Source organism: Oceanococcus atlanticus (assembly GCF_002088235.1).
GTDB classification, from domain to species: domain Bacteria; phylum Pseudomonadota; class Gammaproteobacteria; order Nevskiales; family Oceanococcaceae; genus Oceanococcus; species Oceanococcus atlanticus.
Genome location: NZ_AQQV01000002.1, coordinates 372,640 through 390,866, shown reverse-complemented (window position 1 = coordinate 390,866; position 18,227 = coordinate 372,640). Strand labels below are relative to the sequence as shown.

At 57.5% G+C, this 18,227-nt stretch carries 22 protein-coding genes; 8 read left to right on the top strand and 14 right to left on the bottom strand.

What is annotated here, in order from left to right; all coding sequences use genetic code 11:
• Positions 1-11 precede the first annotated feature (11 nt).
• From ATO7_RS09055 to ATO7_RS09030, 6 genes are all read left to right on the top strand, one after another.
• Positions 12-1,136, top strand: a complete 1,125-nt coding sequence (locus ATO7_RS09055; RefSeq protein WP_083561349.1) for a two-component system sensor histidine kinase NtrB — start codon at positions 12-14, stop codon at positions 1,134-1,136.
• Positions 1,094-1,756, top strand: a complete 663-nt coding sequence (locus ATO7_RS09050) for a response regulator transcription factor (protein WP_240499453.1) — start codon at positions 1,094-1,096, stop codon at positions 1,754-1,756. Before ATO7_RS09055 ends, ATO7_RS09050 begins: the two co-directional genes overlap by 43 nt.
• Positions 1,757-1,893: 137 nt before the next feature.
• A complete protein-coding gene (locus tag ATO7_RS09045) occupies positions 1,894-2,613 on the top strand; it encodes a Crp/Fnr family transcriptional regulator (RefSeq protein ID WP_083561347.1) in 720 nt (239 codons plus the stop codon).
• Positions 2,613-3,506, top strand: a complete 894-nt coding sequence (locus ATO7_RS09040) for an MBL fold metallo-hydrolase (protein WP_240499452.1) — start codon at positions 2,613-2,615, stop codon at positions 3,504-3,506. Before ATO7_RS09045 ends, ATO7_RS09040 begins: the two co-directional genes overlap by 1 nt.
• Positions 3,507-3,586: 80 nt before the next feature.
• Entirely contained in the window at positions 3,587-3,826 is a 240-nt protein-coding gene (locus ATO7_RS09035) for a DUF6868 family protein (RefSeq protein ID WP_083561346.1), read from the top strand.
• Positions 3,827-3,984: 158 nt separating this feature from the next.
• Positions 3,985-5,052, top strand: a complete 1,068-nt coding sequence (locus ATO7_RS09030; protein ID WP_083561345.1) for a glycerophosphodiester phosphodiesterase — start codon at positions 3,985-3,987, stop codon at positions 5,050-5,052.
• A gap of 18 nt (positions 5,053-5,070) precedes the next feature.
• Here the strand turns inward: ATO7_RS09030 and ATO7_RS09025 are convergent, their stop codons facing one another.
• The 14 genes from ATO7_RS09025 to hemN all read right to left on the bottom strand — a co-directional run bounded on the left by ATO7_RS09025 (position 5,071) and on the right by hemN (position 16,076).
• Positions 5,071-5,799 (bottom strand): hypothetical protein, encoded by a 729-nt coding sequence (locus ATO7_RS09025; protein ID WP_146680248.1) that lies wholly within the window; start codon positions 5,797-5,799, stop codon positions 5,071-5,073.
• An 89-nt stretch (positions 5,800-5,888) separates the two neighbouring features.
• Complete coding sequence (locus ATO7_RS09020) at positions 5,889-6,329, bottom strand: nuclear transport factor 2 family protein (RefSeq protein ID WP_083561343.1); 441 nt, start codon at positions 6,327-6,329, stop codon at positions 5,889-5,891.
• A gap of 200 nt (positions 6,330-6,529) precedes the next feature.
• Positions 6,530-7,030 (bottom strand): GNAT family N-acetyltransferase, encoded by a 501-nt coding sequence (locus tag ATO7_RS09015; protein ID WP_083561342.1) that lies wholly within the window; start codon positions 7,028-7,030, stop codon positions 6,530-6,532.
• Positions 7,031-7,086: 56 nt separating this feature from the next.
• Complete coding sequence (locus ATO7_RS09010) at positions 7,087-7,422, bottom strand: YnfA family protein (RefSeq protein ID WP_083561341.1); 336 nt, start codon at positions 7,420-7,422, stop codon at positions 7,087-7,089.
• 87 nt (positions 7,423-7,509) lie between these two features.
• The gene (locus tag ATO7_RS09005) at positions 7,510-8,145 is read right to left on the bottom strand and encodes a glutathione S-transferase family protein (RefSeq protein ID WP_083561340.1); all 636 of its coding nucleotides are present in this window, start codon (positions 8,143-8,145) and stop codon (positions 7,510-7,512) included.
• A 103-nt stretch (positions 8,146-8,248) separates the two neighbouring features.
• Positions 8,249-9,085, bottom strand: coding sequence for a class I SAM-dependent methyltransferase (locus tag ATO7_RS09000; protein ID WP_240499463.1), 837 nt, complete (start codon positions 9,083-9,085; stop codon positions 8,249-8,251).
• The gene (locus ATO7_RS08995) at positions 9,085-9,756 is read right to left on the bottom strand and encodes an NYN domain-containing protein (RefSeq protein ID WP_083561339.1); all 672 of its coding nucleotides are present in this window, start codon (positions 9,754-9,756) and stop codon (positions 9,085-9,087) included. Before ATO7_RS08995 ends, ATO7_RS09000 begins: the two co-directional genes overlap by 1 nt.
• A gap of 267 nt (positions 9,757-10,023) precedes the next feature.
• A complete protein-coding gene (locus ATO7_RS08990) occupies positions 10,024-10,581 on the bottom strand; it encodes an ImmA/IrrE family metallo-endopeptidase (RefSeq protein ID WP_158523130.1) in 558 nt (185 codons plus the stop codon).
• The gene (locus ATO7_RS08985; protein WP_146680247.1) at positions 10,581-11,012 is read right to left on the bottom strand and encodes a hypothetical protein; all 432 of its coding nucleotides are present in this window, start codon (positions 11,010-11,012) and stop codon (positions 10,581-10,583) included. Before ATO7_RS08985 ends, ATO7_RS08990 begins: the two co-directional genes overlap by 1 nt.
• A 238-nt stretch (positions 11,013-11,250) precedes the next feature.
• The gene (locus ATO7_RS08980; protein WP_083561336.1) at positions 11,251-11,682 is read right to left on the bottom strand and encodes a hypothetical protein; all 432 of its coding nucleotides are present in this window, start codon (positions 11,680-11,682) and stop codon (positions 11,251-11,253) included.
• A gap of 107 nt (positions 11,683-11,789) precedes the next feature.
• On the bottom strand, positions 11,790-12,350 hold the full coding sequence (locus ATO7_RS08975) for a hypothetical protein (RefSeq protein ID WP_083561335.1): 561 nt from the start codon (positions 12,348-12,350) through the stop codon (positions 11,790-11,792).
• Positions 12,351-12,543: 193 nt separating this feature from the next.
• The gene (locus ATO7_RS08970) at positions 12,544-13,374 is read right to left on the bottom strand and encodes a hypothetical protein (RefSeq protein ID WP_146680246.1); all 831 of its coding nucleotides are present in this window, start codon (positions 13,372-13,374) and stop codon (positions 12,544-12,546) included.
• 174 nt (positions 13,375-13,548) lie between these two features.
• On the bottom strand, positions 13,549-14,538 hold the full coding sequence (locus ATO7_RS08965) for an NAD-dependent epimerase/dehydratase family protein (protein WP_083561333.1): 990 nt from the start codon (positions 14,536-14,538) through the stop codon (positions 13,549-13,551).
• A gap of 131 nt (positions 14,539-14,669) precedes the next feature.
• The gene (gene hemN, locus ATO7_RS08960; protein WP_083561332.1) at positions 14,670-16,076 is read right to left on the bottom strand and encodes an oxygen-independent coproporphyrinogen III oxidase; all 1,407 of its coding nucleotides are present in this window, start codon (positions 16,074-16,076) and stop codon (positions 14,670-14,672) included.
• 105 nt (positions 16,077-16,181) lie between these two features.
• Between hemN and ccoN the strand changes: the two genes are divergently transcribed.
• Positions 16,182-17,612: a cytochrome-c oxidase, cbb3-type subunit I gene (ccoN, locus tag ATO7_RS08955; RefSeq protein WP_083561331.1), complete on the top strand. Its 1,431-nt coding sequence runs from the start codon at positions 16,182-16,184 to the stop codon at positions 17,610-17,612.
• Positions 17,609-18,217, top strand: coding sequence for a cytochrome-c oxidase, cbb3-type subunit II (ccoO, locus tag ATO7_RS08950; protein ID WP_083561330.1), 609 nt, complete (start codon positions 17,609-17,611; stop codon positions 18,215-18,217). The genes ccoN and ccoO overlap by 4 nt, the downstream gene beginning before the upstream one ends.
• Positions 18,218-18,227 lie beyond the last annotated feature (10 nt).

Here is an 18,227-nt window from a genome sequence, read left to right as displayed (position 1 = left end):
TGATAAGAACCATGCAGCAGCTTGCCGCTCGCTACACCGCCCTGATGGACGCGGCGATCGATGCCATTGTGCTGATCGATCGCAAGGGCCTGATTGTGGATGCCAACCCGGCAACTTTGCGCTTGTTTGGCTACGCCAAAACGGACTTGATTGGGCGCAATGTGTCCTGCCTGATGCCTGAGCCCTACCGCGCCGAGCACGACGGATATCTCGGGCGCTACATGAACGAAGGGCAGCCGCGCATCATCGGCATTGGACGTGAGGTATTGGCCCAGCGTTGTGATGGCAGCGTGTTTCCGATCGATCTGGCGGTGGGTGAAATTCGCAGCGAGCATGCATCGGGTTTTGTCGGCTTCATTCGCGATTTGACCACCCGCAAGGCGATTGAGGCCAAGTTGGCCGCGCGCGAGAAGGAACTGGTCCAGCAGCGCGAACGCATCGCTGAGGTTGGCCAGTTGGGCATGCTGGCGGAGCTGGCCAGCGGTATTTCGCACGAGATCAATCAACCGCTGGCCGCCATTTCAACCTACGCGCAGGCTTGTCGTCGTCTGGCCGCGGATCCAGTGGCCAACGCCGATGTGATCGTGCAGACGCTGGAAAAGATCAATCAACAGGCTGAGCGTGCCGGCAAGGTGGTGCACAGCATGCGGCGACTGGTCCGCCATCAGGGTGTGGAATCACACACCCTGGCCATCAACGGTTTGCTTGCCGAGGTGGAATCCTTGCTGGCGCTGGATCCGCACAAACTCAAAATCACCTGTGATCTGGATGCGAGTGATCCCTGCGTGCAGGGTGACGAAACCCAGCTGCAGCAGGTGTTGGTCAATTTGGTGCGCAATGCCTACGAGGCCAGCGTCGCGGCGCCATACACCGTCCAGGTGGAGCTGCGCAGCCGGGTGCTGAGTCGAGACTGGGTGGAGGTTGCGGTGCTTGATCGCGGTGATGGCGTGCCCGAGCATCTTATCGGGCAGGTTTTCAGTCCGTTCGTGACGGGGCGCAAGGATGGTCTGGGGCTGGGCCTTTCGATCAGCAAGTCGATCGTTGATGCGCATGGTGGCGATCTCAGCTGCCGCGCCCGCGAAGGCGGCGGCACATGCTTTACCATGTTGCTGCCAAGGGCCGGGGAGGGCGCATGATCCAGGGGCAGGTTTTCATCATCGACGACGATGAAGCGGTGCGCGATGCCACCGTGTTGCTGATGCAGTCGATCGGGCTCAAGGCTGTGGCCTACGCCGATGCTCAGGCGTTTCTGGATGCCGCCCACGATCAGCACCCCGCCTGTCTGATTCTTGATGTGCGCATGCCCGGCATGAGTGGGCTGCAGCTGGCGCGCGAGGCCCGTGTGCGTCGTGAAGCCTGGCCGATTATTTTCGTGACCGGGCATGGTGATGTGCCAATGGCGGTCGAGGCCATGCGCGAGGGGGCGTTCGATTTCCTGCAGAAGCCGTTTCGTGAGGAAACCCTGATCCAGCGCGTGCAGCGTGCCATCGAGCAGGACCACAACGATCAGGTTGCCGCCTCGGAGCGTGAGGAAATCGAGGAGCGCATCAAGGATCTGACCCCGCGTGAACGGGAAATCCTGCAACGCATCGTCGATGGCGAATCGAACAAGGTGATCGCCATCGAATTGGGCATCAGCGCACGCACTGTGGAGCTGCACCGGGCCAATGTTATGGACAAGATGCAGGCCCGCTCACTGGCGCATTTGCTGCGTCAGGTCTTGAGCGTGACTACGGCGCTTACCAGGCCGGACTAGGTAGTTTCCACAGGTTGCTTCGCGGTTGTCCGTGGGGCGCGCTGTGGTTTCTTCGCGCCGCGCGCTGCGGTAACTCCGAATAGTGCGCCGATGCGGCATCACGCATTCTGATCCCACACATCAATGCGGTGATTCGGATGCCGGCTCAATCCTCCTGTAACAACTGCGGCTTGCATGCGCTGTGTGACGGGCAACGCCCGGCCATGGCGCGCCCCAACGTACAGCAGCGCCGCACACCGCTGGCCACCGGTGACTATCTGAACTGGGAAGGCGAGCGTGCCGCCACACTCTACGCGGTGCGGCGCGGTGTGCTTAAAAGCATGAGCATCGACAGCGACGGCAACGAACGGGTGCGCGCCTTCCACATGCCGGGTGAACTCATCGGCCTGGACGCCCTGCATAGCGGTCGCCATCTGAGCAGCGTGGAAAGCCTCACCGAGAGTGACATCTGCGAGCTGTCCTTTGCTGGGCTGGAGCAGGCGCTGGCCGTTGAGCCGGCACTGCGCCGGCGCATGCTTGAGGTGTTTAGCGTGAATCTGGCTGCGGCACTCAATCTGGGCGGTGATTTCACAGCCGACCAACGCATCGCCGCTTTCTTGCTTGATATGGCCGGGCGCCAGAACGCGACCGGTTCCCGCGATGTTATCTGCTTCGACATGAGTCGGCGCGACATCGCCAACTATCTGCGCCTGGTGACCGAAACGGTCAGCCGTGTGCTCACCCGCATGCGCAATGCCGGGGTCATCAACGTCAATCGTCGCGAGCTGTACATACTCGATTTCGCGGCCCTGACACGCATGGCCGGTCCGCTTGCGCAGACCTGCAACAACGCCAGCCAGCAAAGGAGGGCAGCCTGATGACTCAAACCAATCTGGACATGACCAAGGTCGAAATCGAAGCGTTCTACGATGCCGCGTCCGGCACCGTTACCTATGTGGTCGCGGACCGGCCCAGCGGGCAGGCCGTGGTCATCGACCCGGTGCTCGATTTCGACCCCGATTCCGGGCGCGTGCACAGCAGCAGTGTGCAGAGCCTGGTGGCATACCTGCGCGAGCACAAGCTGAGCCTGCGCTGGATACTCGAAACCCACGCGCATGCCGATCATCTCAGCGGGGCCCAGGCGCTGAAACATGAAATGGGCGGTGATGTGGCCATCGGCGCCAACATCCGCCAGGTTCAGGACCGCTTCGGCAAGCTGTTCGACATGAGCGAAGACAACTGGGCGCATGACGGCGGTTTTGATCGTCTGCTGTCGGATTGTGAGCGCCTGCCGCTGGGCGAGCATGACATCGAAGTGCTGTTCACTCCCGGTCACACGCCAGCCTGTGTCAGCTATCGCATCGATGATGCGGTGTTCGTTGGCGACACCCTGTTTATGCCAGATGCGGGCACAGCCCGGGCCGATTTTCCGGGGGGTGATGCACGGCAGCTGTACCGTTCCATTCATCGCCTGCTGGCCTTGCCGCCGGATACGCGCCTGTTCATGTGTCACGACTATGGCCTGGAGTCGCGCGGCCCGGCTTGGCAAACCACCGTGGCTGAAGAGTTGGAACGCAACACCATGATTGGCGAAGGCATCAGCGAAGAGGCTTTCGTGGCCATGCGCGAGGCGCGCGATGCCACTCTGCGGGCGCCGGCACGTATTCTGCCGTCCTTGCAGGTCAACATTCGGGCCGGGCACTTGCCGCCACCCCACGCCAACGGTATGAGCTATCTGAGCATTCCGATCAATGCACTTGGTGGTGGCTGACTGCCACGTGTGAAAGCATGCCGGTTAGGGCTGCGGCGTTCGCGTCGCGGCTCTGATCATGGCGCCCCAGGAGAAAAAGCATGGACAAGCCTCAGCTGATTGCACTGTTCCAATGGATGACGCTGATCAATATCGGTGTTCTGCTGTTCAGCGCTGTTTTGTTGATTGCTTTACGCAGGATTGTGGGGCAGACCCATGCTCGCTTGTTCGGCATAAAACCTGAGCAGGCCGCGTTCGCCGCCTACATGTGGCTGGGTGCATACAAGATATTGATCATCGTGTTTTGTGTTGTGCCCTATGTGGCTTTGCGTCTGATCTAGTTTGGGCCTGCACAGGTTGTTGCGCGTGGCCGCTCATCGTTGCCCCGAAAGCTTCAATCAGGAATACTTCCCGGTCCGGCCTTACGCCGGAAGCGCCCCTGAGCGCACATAACAATTACGCCGCAATGACGGCAGAACCTTGTACGGGATAAGCACATATGAAAGCACGGGGCGCAAGCCAGACTTTGGCGCGGCTGGGTATTTTGAGTTTGGGCGTTGCGCTGGCGGCCTGTGGCGCCAATGGCGGACGTACGGCGCAGGGCGGTGATACCCCCAACCCCACACCTGACCCGAACTACAGCTGTACGGCTGCTCCGGCAGAAAATCCTTGGTTGGCCCGCACCGATCTGAATTTCTCGCATCGTGGTGGTGCGTTGGAATTCCCGGAAAACACCCTGTATGCCTATCAGCGTTCCCTGGATGTCGGGGCGGACGTGCTGGAGATGGACGTTTACGAAACCGCCGATGGGGAACTGGTGGTTATTCATGACGCCAGCGTGGATCGCACCACCAATGGCAGTGGCAGCGTATCCGGTTACACCCTAGCCGATATTCAGGCCCTGGATGCGGCGCACTGGTTTGTGCCGGGGCGTGGCGCCGTGGCGGATGGCCAGGAAGCCGACTACATCTTCCGCGGTATCGCGACCGGTGAAAAAGCCCCGCCAGCGGGTTTCACTGCGGCAGACTTCCGGGTGCCAACTCTAGCCGAAACCCTCGATCGCTTCCCCAATGCGCTGATCAATATCGAGCTCAAGCCTGATCCGGATTCGACCGGCAGTTATGAGGCCAAGGTGGCTCAGTTGCTGATAGAGCGGCAACGTAGTGACGACGTTATCGTGGCCTCATTCATCGACATCCCGGCGCTGCTGTTCAAACCGCAGGCCCCGTGCGTTTCAACCTCTTTCCCGACCGGGCAGGCTGCCTTGTATGTCATCGCCAGCCAAGGGCCTTTGCCGATGCCGCCGCTGTCTGTTCATCAAGCTTTTCAGGTGCCGCCTGAACTGGGTATTCCGGTTGTGACTCAGGACTTTGTGGATGATGCCCATGCGGCGGGTGTGGCCGTGCACGTCTGGACCATCAACGAGTGTCAGGACATGGTGGATCTGCTCGCCCTGGGCGTGGATGCGGTCATGACCGATCGCCCGCAATTGCTGGAACAGGTTCTGGCCCAGCCTGAAGATGCCCGCGATTGCGCGCTGCTTGTGGACTACCAGCCGGAGCTTTGAAACGGCAGGAGCGGGGCCTTATGCGCTCCGGGTTTGTTCAGCGGCAAGACTTGAGTGTCGGCAGATTGCGGGCTTGTTTGGCGTTGCATCACCACCGGACATAATGGCGCTTAACTGCCCGCGGTCACGCAAGTACTTGACCACCTGATGGCCACCTTCACCCAATGGGTGAAGGTGCACATAGTTCAGGTCTTTCAAGTGTCCGGCGTGGATGGTGTCGAGCTTGCTGGCCTGTGAAAAGTAGATGCTGATCTTTGCGTGGTAGTCGGAGTCTTGCAGGGTTTTCTTCAGATCCCAGGCTCTGGGTTTGAGCATGCTCCTGAAGTGCGTGGTGCGAATTTCCTTAGCCCATCGCGTATCACCGTGTTTGCGCCTTAATGATGGCGAAATAAACGTTTGCGGGGAAAAGGCGATGACATCGCCGCAGCGCAGTAGTCGTGAAAACAGGATGGCCGCAAAACCGCCCATGGAGTTGCCAACCAGATAAACCTGCGACGGAGCTATGCTTTGAATCAGCCGCGTGAGCTGTGCTGCTGCACCGGCGAGGGTCTTGCTATGCGGTGGTATGCCGCTGTGATACCAAGTCTGGGAGAAGTCGCGCACAAATATTTTATTGTCAGCGACGATTTTTGAGGCTTTGTAGAACTCGAAAGGCGGCATTGCAATGCCGGCTGCAATGCCGCCAAAAAAGACATAGAGTTTTATCCCAGGCCCTGCGGAAAAATCTATCTCTATCGAGTGGTTCATGGGCGCGTCTCCATTCGCGTGCGGCATGTGGCGCCTGCCGCATTCAAGGCCACGGTATGCGTGTAGATCGCATCACCTGCAATGTGCTGTTATCCATTGTGCGCGCTTTGCACATTGTGAACCCAACTGTATTCCTGGACTCGCTCACGTAACTTCCACCCATCGGCCACTTTCACCAGCGAATCGCGATACCAAAGACCAACAAAAAGCACATGATCGGTGTCGTTCGGGGCATCGGAGATCATCATGACTTGAGCGGCGCTCCGCACCACGGCATGGTCCTCGGTCAGGTCGATCAGCGACGTGGATATCGTGTGTTGTGTACTGCGAACGTTAGCCAGCACGTCAATAAAGTAGCCCGGTAATTCGCCAGCGGGGCCTTTGGGGCCGCCAAATGCCGAGTAATCGACCGTGGCGTCATCGGTAAACAGAGTTTGAAGTATGTCCCATTGCTTGCGATCGACCGCATGACAGTAGCGGACAAGTACATCTTGAATCTCGAGCCGATCTGATATGTGCTGCGGCGTCATGACAAGGCCTTTTTGTTTGAGAGATGCGTGCTCAGCTGTGTTGCTGCAGGTGATGGCGGGCGCTCTTCATGTCGCCGTTCCAAACCAGCGTCAGCTGACCGCCATCGTAACAGCCAACCTGCGCGCTGCCGGGAACTAAGATGCCATCCTGCTTGCCGTCGCCAACAAGGCTAAGGTCATCACAGCGAGGTCGAAACCGTTCACCGATTGTGACCTGCGATGTTCGCCTCGTATTGAATCCGATTCAACCTGAACCGGATGAACGTTTGATTGCCGATCCAGAGCTCGCCATCCTTCTCAAACCCGAGACGAAACAGAGCTCTGATGCGCGTTCGGCTAGGGGGGAGGAGTGCGGTGATTGATTGAAACTTCATCTGGCCAAATGCCCGGTTCAGGATGAGTTTGATGATGTGCTTGCCCGAGCCCCAGTGGTTTGGGTGTAAGACCAAGGCCAAATCAGGTTCGCCGTTTTCGGCTTGCAAGCCTCCCCAACCCAGGAATTGACCGTCCTGCTCAAAGGCCCAAGGGCCGTAGCCGTGAACCGACCACAGCTGCTCTTTTGACGCTAAAAACGCTTCGCATGCTTCAGCCTCAAACGGGTAGGACAACATCGGCATATGTCGACGTACCAACGGGTGGTTCATGAGTTCGATGATTACGGCTTGATCGACCTCGTGCAATCGTTTGAATTGGATGTTCACATTCAAAAAATACCGGTCCGGGGCATGCCAAAAGCTTGGAATCGGGCGTGCTCCAACTACAGCGCAGGGCGCGAGCCTATGATTATGATCAGCATGCCGATCAGGCATACGCAGACACCAGCCAAGTCTGTTGCTGTTGGCCTGACTGAATCCACCACCCAAAGCCACAGCAGAGCAACGCTGACGTAGACACCACCGTAGGCGGCGTAAACACGCCCGGCTGCATCGGGGTGCAAAGTGAGTAGCCAGGCGAAGGTGGCAAGGCTGATCGCAGCAGGCAGTAAAAGCCAGGCGCTGTATCCCTGCTTCAACCACAGATAGGGCAGGTAGCAGCCGATGATTTCCGCCAGCGCAGTCAGCAGAAACAGGCCAAAAATCTTGAGGATGTCCATAGATTTTATCGGCTGCCTAGGGTCTTTCGACACGCCATATTCGCCGCTCGACGTTGCAAGCTGCTGCAGGGCGGAGTGGGCGCCGCCTTAGCTGCGTGCTTCATCGGCTTGTTTGAAATGCGCAATCTGATCGGCAAAGGCTTTTACAAATGCCGGGCGATTGGTGACCCGCGCCACGTAGCGCTCCGAGGCGGGCCTATTGCCCAATTCGCGCACCTGAGGCACACGCAATACGTCAGCCAGTAATAGATCCGCCACTGTGAAGCGATTTGCCACGAGCCATTCTCGATCACTCAGGACATCTTCGAGCTGAGCAAGGCGTTTCTCCATCCATCCCGAAAGATTGTTGTCGGGTTCGCCGGATATGTTCAAAAACCACCATGCAACGCTGACCATCTCAATGGAATTGAGCGACGCCATCATCCATTGGATGGTTTGTGCTCGACCCTCAGTGTCAGTCGGCATCAACTTGTCGCTTTTTTCGGCAAGGTGCAGAAGGCATGCGCCACTTTCGAATAGCTGGAGGTCTCCGTCGGCCAAATATGGCACCTGGCCGAAAGGTTGCTGTGCGAGATGATTGGTCTGGCGGCCGTCAAACGGAACGGTTTTCACTGCGTAGCTGAACCCAGCCTCTTCGCATGCCCACCTCAATCTCAGGTCTCGCACAAAACCACGTGGGAAGTCTGGTACCCAGTCATAAGTCCAAATATTCAACGCGCTCAAAATGGATTTCTCCGGAGTGGGTGCCTAGTGTTTGAATTCAGTTGCATTTGAGACAACGCTGGCTCTTGGCGCAGCAAAAGTGTGCAGCCGGTCAAACGTCGTGCTATGCGACCTTGCGCCCGGTGATGCTGTAAACAAGTGGAACATCGTTTCCTTTGTGACTTAAATAGAAGCGACCCGGCTCACGTTCAACCATACCCTCGAAACAGTTGTGTGGACTGAATGGGAACTCGCTCACTCGCTCAATTTCAATCCCCACGTTAATCAATGCGTTGATGACGCTGGACATGGGATGCGCCCACGTTGCCAGCTTGGCAGTCACATCAGCGCCGTTTTCTGTGTAAGTACCTTCTTCATCCACATCGGGTTGTACTTGGGTGAAATAGGAGTAGCCCGCCAAAAGATCGTAGATAGAATGAAAATCGACGATATAAAAGCGGCCACCAACTGCGAGATTTGCAGCAACAACCTGCGCCCATCGCGTTAAATCTGGCAACCAACAGATAGCGCCGTATGACGTAAACACAATGTCGAATAGCGCTGAGCTTGAATGCTGGAATGAGTAAACGTCAGTACAAACAAACTCAGCATTCAAGTTGAGTTCCTGGGCCAACTCTCGCGCCTTGTGGATGGCAACCGGCGAAATATCAACACCCGTGCAAGCCGCCCCCATGCGAGCCCAAGACAGGGTGTCCATGCCGAAGTGGCATTGGAGGTGTAACAACGACTTGCCGGTCACATCCCCCAATTCGGCTAACTCGATTTCGCGAAGCGATGTCGCGCCAGCAAGAAAACCTGGCAAGTCATAAAACTTGGAATCGAAATGTGCTTTTGCGCGTTTGTCCCAACCCGCGCGGTTCATCTCGAAGTAGTCAGATTCCTGCACCATCCTCTCCAAAGTCACCTGCAGCGATTTTTTGGGTGGAAACTCGCCAACCATCACCAATGCCCTGGCTTGTCAGCGGGCTTCTTCGCAGTAGGTACTCGATTAGAGAACAGTGCTGCATCGAGTTCGTCATTGTTTATGTGATCGCGGGTCCAGTGACACAGCTCTGACAGTGATTTCGAGGGTGGTCTTGCTCCTGTTGGGCGCCTGGGCAGAATTAGGCCGCGTCGCACATGAGGTGCATCTTCTTGCATTGCCGAAAGTGCGGGCACCAGATCCGTATCGCTCGAGACAAGGACGACTTGATCATACTCGCCGTTCATAGCGTCCCGGTACATCCCCAAAGCTAAATTTACATCAGTCTGCTTTTCTTCCATGCGCCATACCTCCACAACATCGGAGGGATCAGGATGGTGAACGTCAGAATGGGCCCTTGGCAGCTTGGCCTTTTCCGGCTTTGTGTGCTGGCCAAGAACAATCTCTACTCCACTGGATTTCAGCGCCCGATGGTAGGTTGATTGAGCTTCAACACTATCCTTACCGTGTGAAGCGAATCGAGCTTTGATTCCAGCAGTACAGAAAACCAACTTGGTGAGCGAGGTATCTGGCTCCTGGACGTGAAGAATATGCTCGATCAATTTCCAGACGTTTAGCCACTTGTATGACGTATTTCTGAGACGCCCGTAGTAAAAGTTGTAGCCATCTACGTAGGCAACTGTTCTCATTTTTCTTGCCTCAGAAATGAAAACACCGGCTCGCGGCCGGTGTTTTCGCCCATCGCTTCACAGAACCTAATCTGCTCCCCGTGGGTTAGTTGTGATCTCAAAGCTACGCCAAAGCGTACTTCTTGTCAATCACCGCAGCTCTCGTACCTACTACAACGACTCTTGCCGCCCAACGCCCACGTTCAGGTGCGTTTGAGGCGATGTGCAGCCTTGCGGAAGCAAGGGTGCGCAGCGGGTCAAACGTCGCCTGCAACGTGTTTTTAGCCGTCACTTCACGAAACCTAGGTTTTTCAATCTGTACGCCATTGCTGGATTAGAAACCTGAAAATGTGACGCCAACAGATCAATAAGCTTTTCTTTCTTGATCTTTTCTTTGCCAGTTTCCTCTAAATACTTTTCTATGATTTTATTTCCATCACGAAGCACTAAATCTCTAGGCATAAGCAGCTCTGCGGCGAACGTATTCGCTTCATACTCATAGGTATCCCAATACGAACCACTTCTACTCATCTGGTTCCGCGTGTCGACGAATTCCTCTGCACCTTCTCCACGATGAAGACAAAAATGGCCAATCTCATGAGCCAGCGTAAAACGCTGACGTGGTTCGAACGAGTTTTCAAAAATGTTAATTGAAACTTGAGGTGAGCCTTCCGAGAACTCAATCCGCCCAACCTGACCATCTGGGCCGAATTCGTAACGTACTTTTATGCCCAGAAGCTCAGCCACTTTGTCGACATTTATTGGAGCGACTTTCTGAAAGCCATGTTCTTCCACTAATTGCTCAAAAAGCTCGTCCGCATCTTCGTAGACGTCTTTAACTTCCACTATTCGACTCCATCGTTATCGACTTTAGAAAGCAAACTATCAACAGCGTTTGACGTACTTGCTCCATCAGCGGCTTGCGCCTGCGCTCTTTGTTTTTCTTCGCTCAGTAGTTGGCGGATTTTTTCATCAAGTTTTCTTGCAACGTGCCTCTGTACATCCTTGTTACGCAGCGCACCATCAAGCAGCTTCACCGCAGTGTCGTCATGATTGAGCTCAAGGCTACCTTCAAGTTCATTGAATAGGTGTTGCACATGCGTTTGCTTTGTAATCGAAAATTGCTGAGCAAAGATAACGCCCACCAGAGCCAAAACCACAGTGAATCCCATAAAAATTAACGAAGTAAACACTATATAGGTATTCGCAATTCCGACGGCATCTGTTGGCGCAGGGGTCTGTGGCTTAACCCAGAAGTGCAACACAAGATAAGCCAAAAAGCCTCCTAACGATGACAGCAAGAGGACCGTTAGGCACAGAGCGACGAACCGCCAAATACGAACCAACTTTTTCTCCAATTTTCTTATGACGGCTAACGCTTGAGTTCAGCGGCGTTTGAGGCGACGACCGTTTTTGCGGAAGCAAAAATGGGCGGCGGGTCAAACGTCCGCTGCAACGACTGGTTAGGCGGCATTTTCGCCCCGGCTGGACTCGCGTAGACGGGAAGCTTCAACCTCATGTTGAGCGCCTTGTTACCCAACTTTTGATTCTACTGATAATGGCGTTCCAAAATTTTTCTTCCGTGGCCCACAGCCAGACGCCCACTTTGGTATATGAAAAGAAATAGACCACGCCCACTAAGAAGAACCCGATAAAAACGTACGCCGCCGCCCATAGGCTTGCCAGATTTACCGATGTCTGGAAAGAGAGCGCACTCCACATAACAACGAAAGCCAAGCTAGCCAGAACATATTTGGTATCTAGCAGCACCTTTCGACGCATAATGGATGCGAAAATCGCACCTCCGACGTAGAAACCGCAGCCGAAGTACGCCATCCAACCTAGCACAAAAAATGCCGTTTCATAGCCTGACTTCGCGGCGCAAGACACAAAGATAAACGCCAGTAGGGCCGCGGTTACAAGCTTATTTAAACGCTCCTCGCTCATTCGATACTGCCTGCTGCTAACGCCCACGTTGAGGTGCGTTTGAGGCGGCGTCTGCCTTTGCGGCAGCAAAGGTCAGCGACGGGTCAAACGTCACCTCCAACGTGTTGTTAGGCAACATTTGCACTGGCTTTTGCTTCGGGGCTTTTGGGTGGCAAGAATGTTGCGAACATCGCAAAAATTAGCGATGCCGCAGTGATAGTAAGAACCATAGCAGCTGCGACTCTCGCCAAAATCCCAGGAGCCTCTATTCGCCCCTGATGTCCAAAGTAATCCTCTACCGGTGCGAGCAGCACCTGAACTTGGCTGCCCATGAATTCCACTAGCGATAGCAGATGCAGCGATAACACTAGCAATGGGAACCAACGAACAAGAGTTATCTCCAACGCTTGCGAATGTCTCAAATTTCTGATGGCCGTTGTGAGTTCGCCTGGTTGATGAGGGGCAAGTTTGTAGCCGGAAATAAGAAGCCCGATGACAAACGGCCAAAACATGTTCATTCCCAAGTAGGAGAAGGAAACATCAATACCAAGAATCGTTCCTTGAACTTGTGGCTGTCCCTGTATCTCTTCAAGAGAAATCTGGCCTGACATTATCAACAGAGCCCGTTGAAGGACGTAGCCACAACAGATGGCTAAAGCGATGACAAAATGCGGCTTTTGGATCTGCACGTGTGCTCTCCCCCGGTTTTTTTTTGCCTAACGCGTTATTAGCGTGAAAACCCCAGAAAACTCCCAAAAATCTCTCACACCAATCTCCAGATCAGGTCTCGCGTCTCTCGATTATGCCCACATGCGCACAACAATCGAAAATGGTCGGGCGCACCCTGTTTTCAGGTGCACCCAGTTCAATTGGCGGTTCAGGTTACGGCGCACCCTCGGGCTTGGTGGCTTGTATGTCCTGGCGCAGTTGCGTGGTGTTTTCGAATGAACCGATGCCAGAGGCAGCCAGACCTGTGACGGTGGTGCTGCCAAACAGTTCATGCAGGGGAGACCCCTCGGCCACGCTGATGGTGCCCAGGCCCGCGAGCACCTGGTCGGTGGCGTAGATGTCATTGAAGGTGTGGATGGGGCCGTTAGGGCCGACATGCCACAGGTCATTCGGCAGGGGCGGGCCGGGGGGGCTGTCGGGGGTGAGGGTGGCGTTAAGCTGGTAGGGCGACACGGCATACGGCACGTTGGCGTAGCCGTTGTTGAGCAGGGGCACGGTGGCGTCCGGCTCGACAACCAGTTCGATGTTTTCGATCAGCTCACCGGCAAAACCGGCTGTGGTTTTGAGATTGGAAAGCTCGGCGTTGCTGTCCAGCTGCCACAGCAGATAGATGGCGGAGTTGGTGATCAGGGGCGGGTTGGCGCCTCCGTCGGGTGGGGTGATGAAGACGGCGGCTTCGGCGATGCGGTAGCCACCCTCCACGTCGACACCGTTGATTTTGCCTTGCGGGCAGTCGGCCAGTTCAACGAAGGCGGTGGGCGGCTGAACCAGGGTGAATTCAGCGGGCACAAATTTGCGTGCGTTGGCTTCTGTAACCGGTGAGATGATCAGGAAGTTGCGGCAGTTTTCGCCGGTGTTGGTAAACAGCACACTTTGGTCGTTGTCACCCGGTGTATTGTCGGTTGCGGATACGCCGCCACAACCTGCGGCAAGGCCGCCTGTCGCGGCAGCAAGTAGTGTGGTTGCGAGTTTTTTCGATGTCATAGATGGCTCCAGCCTGTTTCGCCGTGTTGCGGCGTTATTGATTTTGCGAAGCCATTGTCGGGCAGGATGAAAAGCGTTGCCTCGCGCAAAAAGAGCATTTGCCACGATGCGATTTGGCGCTAAGCCTGTCGCAGATGCTGAAGACTTGGGTGCTCAGTCTTCTGGATGCACGTTTCACCTGTCGAAAAACCGCACCGCTTGCTCAATCGACTGTTCGATCGGCTGCGGTTGCCAGCGCAGCTCGCGCCGTGCCTTGCTGTTGTCCAGCGCGGTGATCAGGGTCAGCAGGCGAATCGATGAGGGCGCCATACGGTTATCCAGGCGGAGCAGCCAGGTGATGGCTTCCAGGCTCCAGGCCATGCCCAGCACCAGCGGTCTGGGCAGACGAAAATGGCGCGGTTTGCGTCCGCCGGCACGGGCCGCCAGGGCGAACAGTTCACGCATCGAAATATAGCGTTCGCTGATGATGTAACGCTCCCCTGGTGTGCCGTGCTGCGCGGCCAGAATCAAGGCGCGTGCGGCATCCTCAATGCCGACACTGACCAGCCCGCCATCGAAGTAGAAAGGCAGCTTTCCGGTGGACGCATCCCACAGCATCTGGCCCTGCGGGGTGGGGGCGTAGTCGCCCGGGCCGAAGGTGTTGGCAACATTGCAGGCCACCAGCGGCAGCCCGCTTTGGGCGGCGTGGGCCAGTGCACAGCGCTCGCCCTCGAGTCGGGTCAGCACGTATTCGGGTGCCTGATCCGCCCAGTTGAATGCGTCGTTCTCGTTGGCCGGCGCATCGGGGTTGAGGCCGATGGTGACCAACGTGCTGGTGTAGACAAAGGCCTTGAGCGGAAAGCGGCTGGCCACATCCAGCACGCCTTGCAGATTGTGCACGTTGGTTTGCCACAGTGGCGTGGTGTCGCGCAGCCAGGAGCGTGGATCAAGCAGACAGTAGTAGACCGTGCTGATGCCTTGAAGTGCGTCGCGCAACACGTCCGGATCGAAGGCCGAGCCGTAGTGTCGTTCGATGTCGAGATCATCGGTGGCGCGGGTGTCGCTGGTCGTGCGCACCAGAATGCGTGTGGCCACGCCATCGGCGACCAGCTGTCGGGTGACATGACTGCCCAGAAAGCCGCTGGCTCCGATCACCAGGGCTTTGTTATCGGATGGGCCGGTCATGTGGTCACAACCCGGGCGTGCCGATGTGTCGTCCGAAAAGGCTGAGCATTGTGCGCATGTCCTGCAGGTAAGCAGGGCCAGAGTGTGTCGGGGCTGACCATGCAGCGCAAGCGCTGCGACGGTGCCGGTTTTTACACCGCGCGGGCGAGCTGTTGGGTGTTGCGCCGGGCGGCGTAGCGATCAAAACAGCGGGCGATCAGGCGCAGCACGTTGCGACCGGCAGGTAGGATGTACAAGGCCTCGGTTTCGATCCGGACCAGCTGGCCGCTGGGATCGAGCTGACGCAGTTGACCGAGCGCTTTGGCATAGCGGGTGTGAAACGCGCGTGCGCCGCCGAAGGCATTGAAGTCGATGCGCTGCTGACACATCACCTGCTGGATGATGGCGTGACGCTGCAGATCATCGTCGCTGCGATGCCAGCCGCGCTGGGTGGCCAGCTGCTTGTTTTCAAGGGCGCGGCGATAGGCGGTGAGGTCGCTGTGATTCTGCGCGTACAGCCGGCCCACGCTGCTGATCGCGCTCACGCCCAGGCCGATGATGTCGCTGCCCGCGGCGGTGGAGTAGCCCTGAAAATTGCGTTGCAGTGTGCCCTGGGCGAGGGCCCGGGCCAGGCTGTCATCGGGGTGGCTGAAATGATCCATGCCGATGTGCCGGTAGCCGAGCTGGGTCAGCAGTTCGCTGTAGCGCGCCTGCATGGCCAGACGGGTTGCAAGCCCAGGCAGTTCGCTTTCGTCGATCACGCGCTGGGCAGGAAAACGCTGTGGCAGATGGGCGTAATGAAACACGGCGATGCGATCGGGTTGCAGCAGTGCAACCAGATCAACGTTGTCGTCGACGCCGGCCAGGGTTTGTCGCGGCAGGCCGTAGATCAGATCGAAATTGATGCCGTGCATATCGGCCTTACGTGCTTCATCGACCAACTCGGCAATCTGCTCACGCGGCTGCAGGCGGTTGATCGCCTGTTGCACTTCGCGGCTGACATCCTGCACGCCGAGACTGATGCGGTTGATGCCCAGGGCAGCCCAGGCCAGGGCGTCACCGGGCTGATACTGGCGTGGGTCCACCTCCATGCTGATCTCGCAATCGGCGTGGATGGAGAACTGTGAACTCAAGGTGCGGATCAGTCGCGCCAGTTCCAGCGGTCGATAGCTGTTGGGGGTGCCGCCGCCGAAATGAATCTGGACCACCGGGCGGTCGCGGTCGAGGTGCGGTGCCAGCACGCTGATTTCGCGTTCGATCAGGTCCAGGTAGTCGCTGCGGCGCTGCGCGCTGCGGCTGATCACACGATTGCAGCCGCAGTAGAAGCAGGCCGCGGCGCAGAATGGCAGATGCACGTACAGCGACAGCGCGGCCGGAATGGGCTCCTGGTTGGTCTTGTCCATCTGCTCCAGCAGCGCAGCCGGGCCAACCTGCCCGGTGAATTCCAGGGCGGTGGGGTAGGAGGTGTAGCGCGGCGCCCGCAACTCGGCTTGGCGCAGGTTCTCGCCCAGCGCCCGGGATGGCGGCGCAACCGCTTGCAGATGATGTCGGTTGTTCATGGCTGACAGCCTAGTGGGGGCGTGGTCGGGCGCTGTTGATCTGGATCAATTACGCCGCGGCGGGTGGCTTGAATAATGGCTGCCGTACCCGTTCCGGATGCTGCAATGACCTCTCCAACCCTCCCCAGTTACAACGACACGGTGGTGCGCCAGTTCGCGCTGGCCACCGTGTTGTGGGGCATCGTGGGCATGACAGTCGGCGTGCTGATTGCGGCCCAGCTGATGTGGCCGCAACTCAACTTCGATCTGCCCTGGCTGACCTATTCGCGCCTACGCCCGCTGCACACCAATGCGGTGATCTTCGCTTTCGGTGGTTGTGCTTTGTTCGCCACCAGTTACTGGGTGGTTCAACGCACCTGCAAGGCGCCGTTGTTTCTTCCGCGACTGGCCAGCTTCACCTTCTGGGGTTGGCAGGCGGTGATTGTGGCGGCGGCCATCACCTTGCCGCTGGGCATCACCCAGTCCAAGGAATATGCCGAACTGGAATGGCCGATTGATCTGCTCATCGCCGCCGTGTGGGTGGCTTACGCGGTGGTCTTTTTCGGCACCATTGCCCAGCGCAAGCAGCGTCATATCTATGTGGCCAACTGGTTTTACGGCGCCTTCATCCTGACTGTAGCGGTGCTGCATATCGTCAACAGCGCGGCGATTCCGTTCACTTTGACCAAGAGCTACTCGGCCTACTCGGGCACTGTCGATGCCATGGTGCAGTGGTGGTACGGGCACAACGCGGTGGGCTTTTTCCTCACCGCCGGCTTCCTCGGCATGATGTATTACTTCGTGCCCAAGCAGGCCGGTCGCCCGATCTACTCCTACCGCCTTTCGGTGGTGCATTTCTGGGCCCTGATCTCGATCTACATGTGGGCCGGTCCGCATCATCTGCACTACACCGCGTTGCCCGATTGGGTTCAGTCTCTGGGCATGGTGTTTTCGCTGGTCCTGCTGGCACCAAGCTGGGGCGGCATGATCAACGGGGTGATGACCTTGTCGGGAGCCTGGCACAAGCTGCGTGAGGATCCGATCATCAAGTTCATGATCGTGTCGCTGTCGTTCTACGGCATGAGCACCTTCGAAGGGCCGATGATGTCGATCAAGACGGTTAACGCGCTCTCGCACTACACCGACTGGACCATCGGCCATGTTCACTCCGGTGCGCTGGGCTGGGTGGCGATGATGACCATCGGCTCGCTGTATGTGTTGATCCCGCGCCTCTACGGCAAGACCGAAATGCATTCGGTGCCGGCCATCAACGTGCATTTCTGGCTCTCGACCATCGGCACCGTGCTGTACATCACCGCGATGTGGATCGCCGGTGTGATGCAGGGCTTGATGTGGCGTGCGGTGAATGAGGACGGCACTTTGACCTACAGCTTCATCGAAAGCCTGCAGGCCACCTATCCCTTCTACTTCATGCGCTTGCTGGGCGGGCTGGTGTTCCTCTCAGGCATGTTCGTGATGGCCTGGAATGTGTGGAAAACGGTGGAGCCAGAGCGCGCCGCCATGACCACCGTCAACACCGCGGAGGGTGCAGCATGAGTCACGAACGCGTAGAGAAAAATGTAGGCCTGATGGCGGTGCTGGTGATACTGGTCATCAGCATCGGCGGCATCGTGGAAATCCTGCCGCTGATGGCGGCCGGATCGGGTATTCAGCCGGAGCCGGGGATGACCCCGCGCACCCCGCTGGAGGTTGCCGGGCGCGATGTCTATGTGCGTGAGGGCTGCTACAACTGCCACTCGCAGATGGTGCGCACCCTGCACGAGGAAACCCTGCGTTACGGCAAGTATTCGACCGCCGGTGAGTCGGTATGGGACCACCCGTTCCAGTGGGGTTCCAAACGCACGGGGCCGGATCTGGCCCGGGTTGGCGGGCGCTATTCGGATGAGTGGCATCGCCTGCACCTGATGGCCCCGCGCGATGTGGTGCCGGAGTCGAACATGCCGGGCTACCCGTGGCTGGCGGCCGAGCGTGTCGATGAACAGGAAGTGGTCGCCATGATGACGGCGCTGCGCCGGGTTGGCGTGCCGTACAGCGATGAGGATCTGGCCGATGCGCCGCAGGCGGTGCGTGGCAAATCCAAGATGGATGCACTGATCGCATTTCTGCAAAGCCTCAAGGCTGCGGCCGGGGAGGGTTCCTGATGTTGAGTGG

Bases quoted from the DNA above. Each gene is read 5' to 3' on its own strand.
- ATO7_RS09055 (WP_083561349.1), top strand. From the start codon at position 12: ATGCAGCAGCTTGCCGCTCGCTACACCGCCCTGATGGACGCGGCGATC.
- ATO7_RS09050 (WP_240499453.1), top strand. From the start codon at position 1,094: ATGCTTTACCATGTTGCTGCCAAGGGCCGGGGAGGGCGCATGATCCAG.
- ATO7_RS09045 (WP_083561347.1), top strand. From the start codon at position 1,894: ATGCCGGCTCAATCCTCCTGTAACAACTGCGGCTTGCATGCGCTGTGT.
- ATO7_RS09040 (WP_240499452.1), top strand. From the start codon at position 2,613: ATGACTCAAACCAATCTGGACATGACCAAGGTCGAAATCGAAGCGTTC.
- ATO7_RS09035 (WP_083561346.1), top strand. From the start codon at position 3,587: ATGGACAAGCCTCAGCTGATTGCACTGTTCCAATGGATGACGCTGATC.
- ATO7_RS09030 (WP_083561345.1), top strand. From the start codon at position 3,985: ATGAAAGCACGGGGCGCAAGCCAGACTTTGGCGCGGCTGGGTATTTTG.
- ATO7_RS09025 (WP_146680248.1), bottom strand. From the start codon at position 5,799: ATGAACCACTCGATAGAGATAGATTTTTCCGCAGGGCCTGGGATAAAA.
- ATO7_RS09020 (WP_083561343.1), bottom strand. From the start codon at position 6,329: ATGACGCCGCAGCACATATCAGATCGGCTCGAGATTCAAGATGTACTT.
- ATO7_RS09010 (WP_083561341.1), bottom strand. From the start codon at position 7,422: ATGGACATCCTCAAGATTTTTGGCCTGTTTCTGCTGACTGCGCTGGCG.
- ATO7_RS09000 (WP_240499463.1), bottom strand. From the start codon at position 9,085: ATGGTTGGCGAGTTTCCACCCAAAAAATCGCTGCAGGTGACTTTGGAG.
- ATO7_RS08995 (WP_083561339.1), bottom strand. From the start codon at position 9,756: ATGAGAACAGTTGCCTACGTAGATGGCTACAACTTTTACTACGGGCGT.
- ATO7_RS08980 (WP_083561336.1), bottom strand. From the start codon at position 11,682: ATGAGCGAGGAGCGTTTAAATAAGCTTGTAACCGCGGCCCTACTGGCG.
- ATO7_RS08970 (WP_146680246.1), bottom strand. From the start codon at position 13,374: ATGACATCGAAAAAACTCGCAACCACACTACTTGCTGCCGCGACAGGC.
- ATO7_RS08965 (WP_083561333.1), bottom strand. From the start codon at position 14,538: ATGACCGGCCCATCCGATAACAAAGCCCTGGTGATCGGAGCCAGCGGC.
- hemN (WP_083561332.1), bottom strand. From the start codon at position 16,076: ATGAACAACCGACATCATCTGCAAGCGGTTGCGCCGCCATCCCGGGCG.
- ccoN (WP_083561331.1), top strand. From the start codon at position 16,182: ATGACCTCTCCAACCCTCCCCAGTTACAACGACACGGTGGTGCGCCAG.
- ccoO (WP_083561330.1), top strand. From the start codon at position 17,609: ATGAGTCACGAACGCGTAGAGAAAAATGTAGGCCTGATGGCGGTGCTG.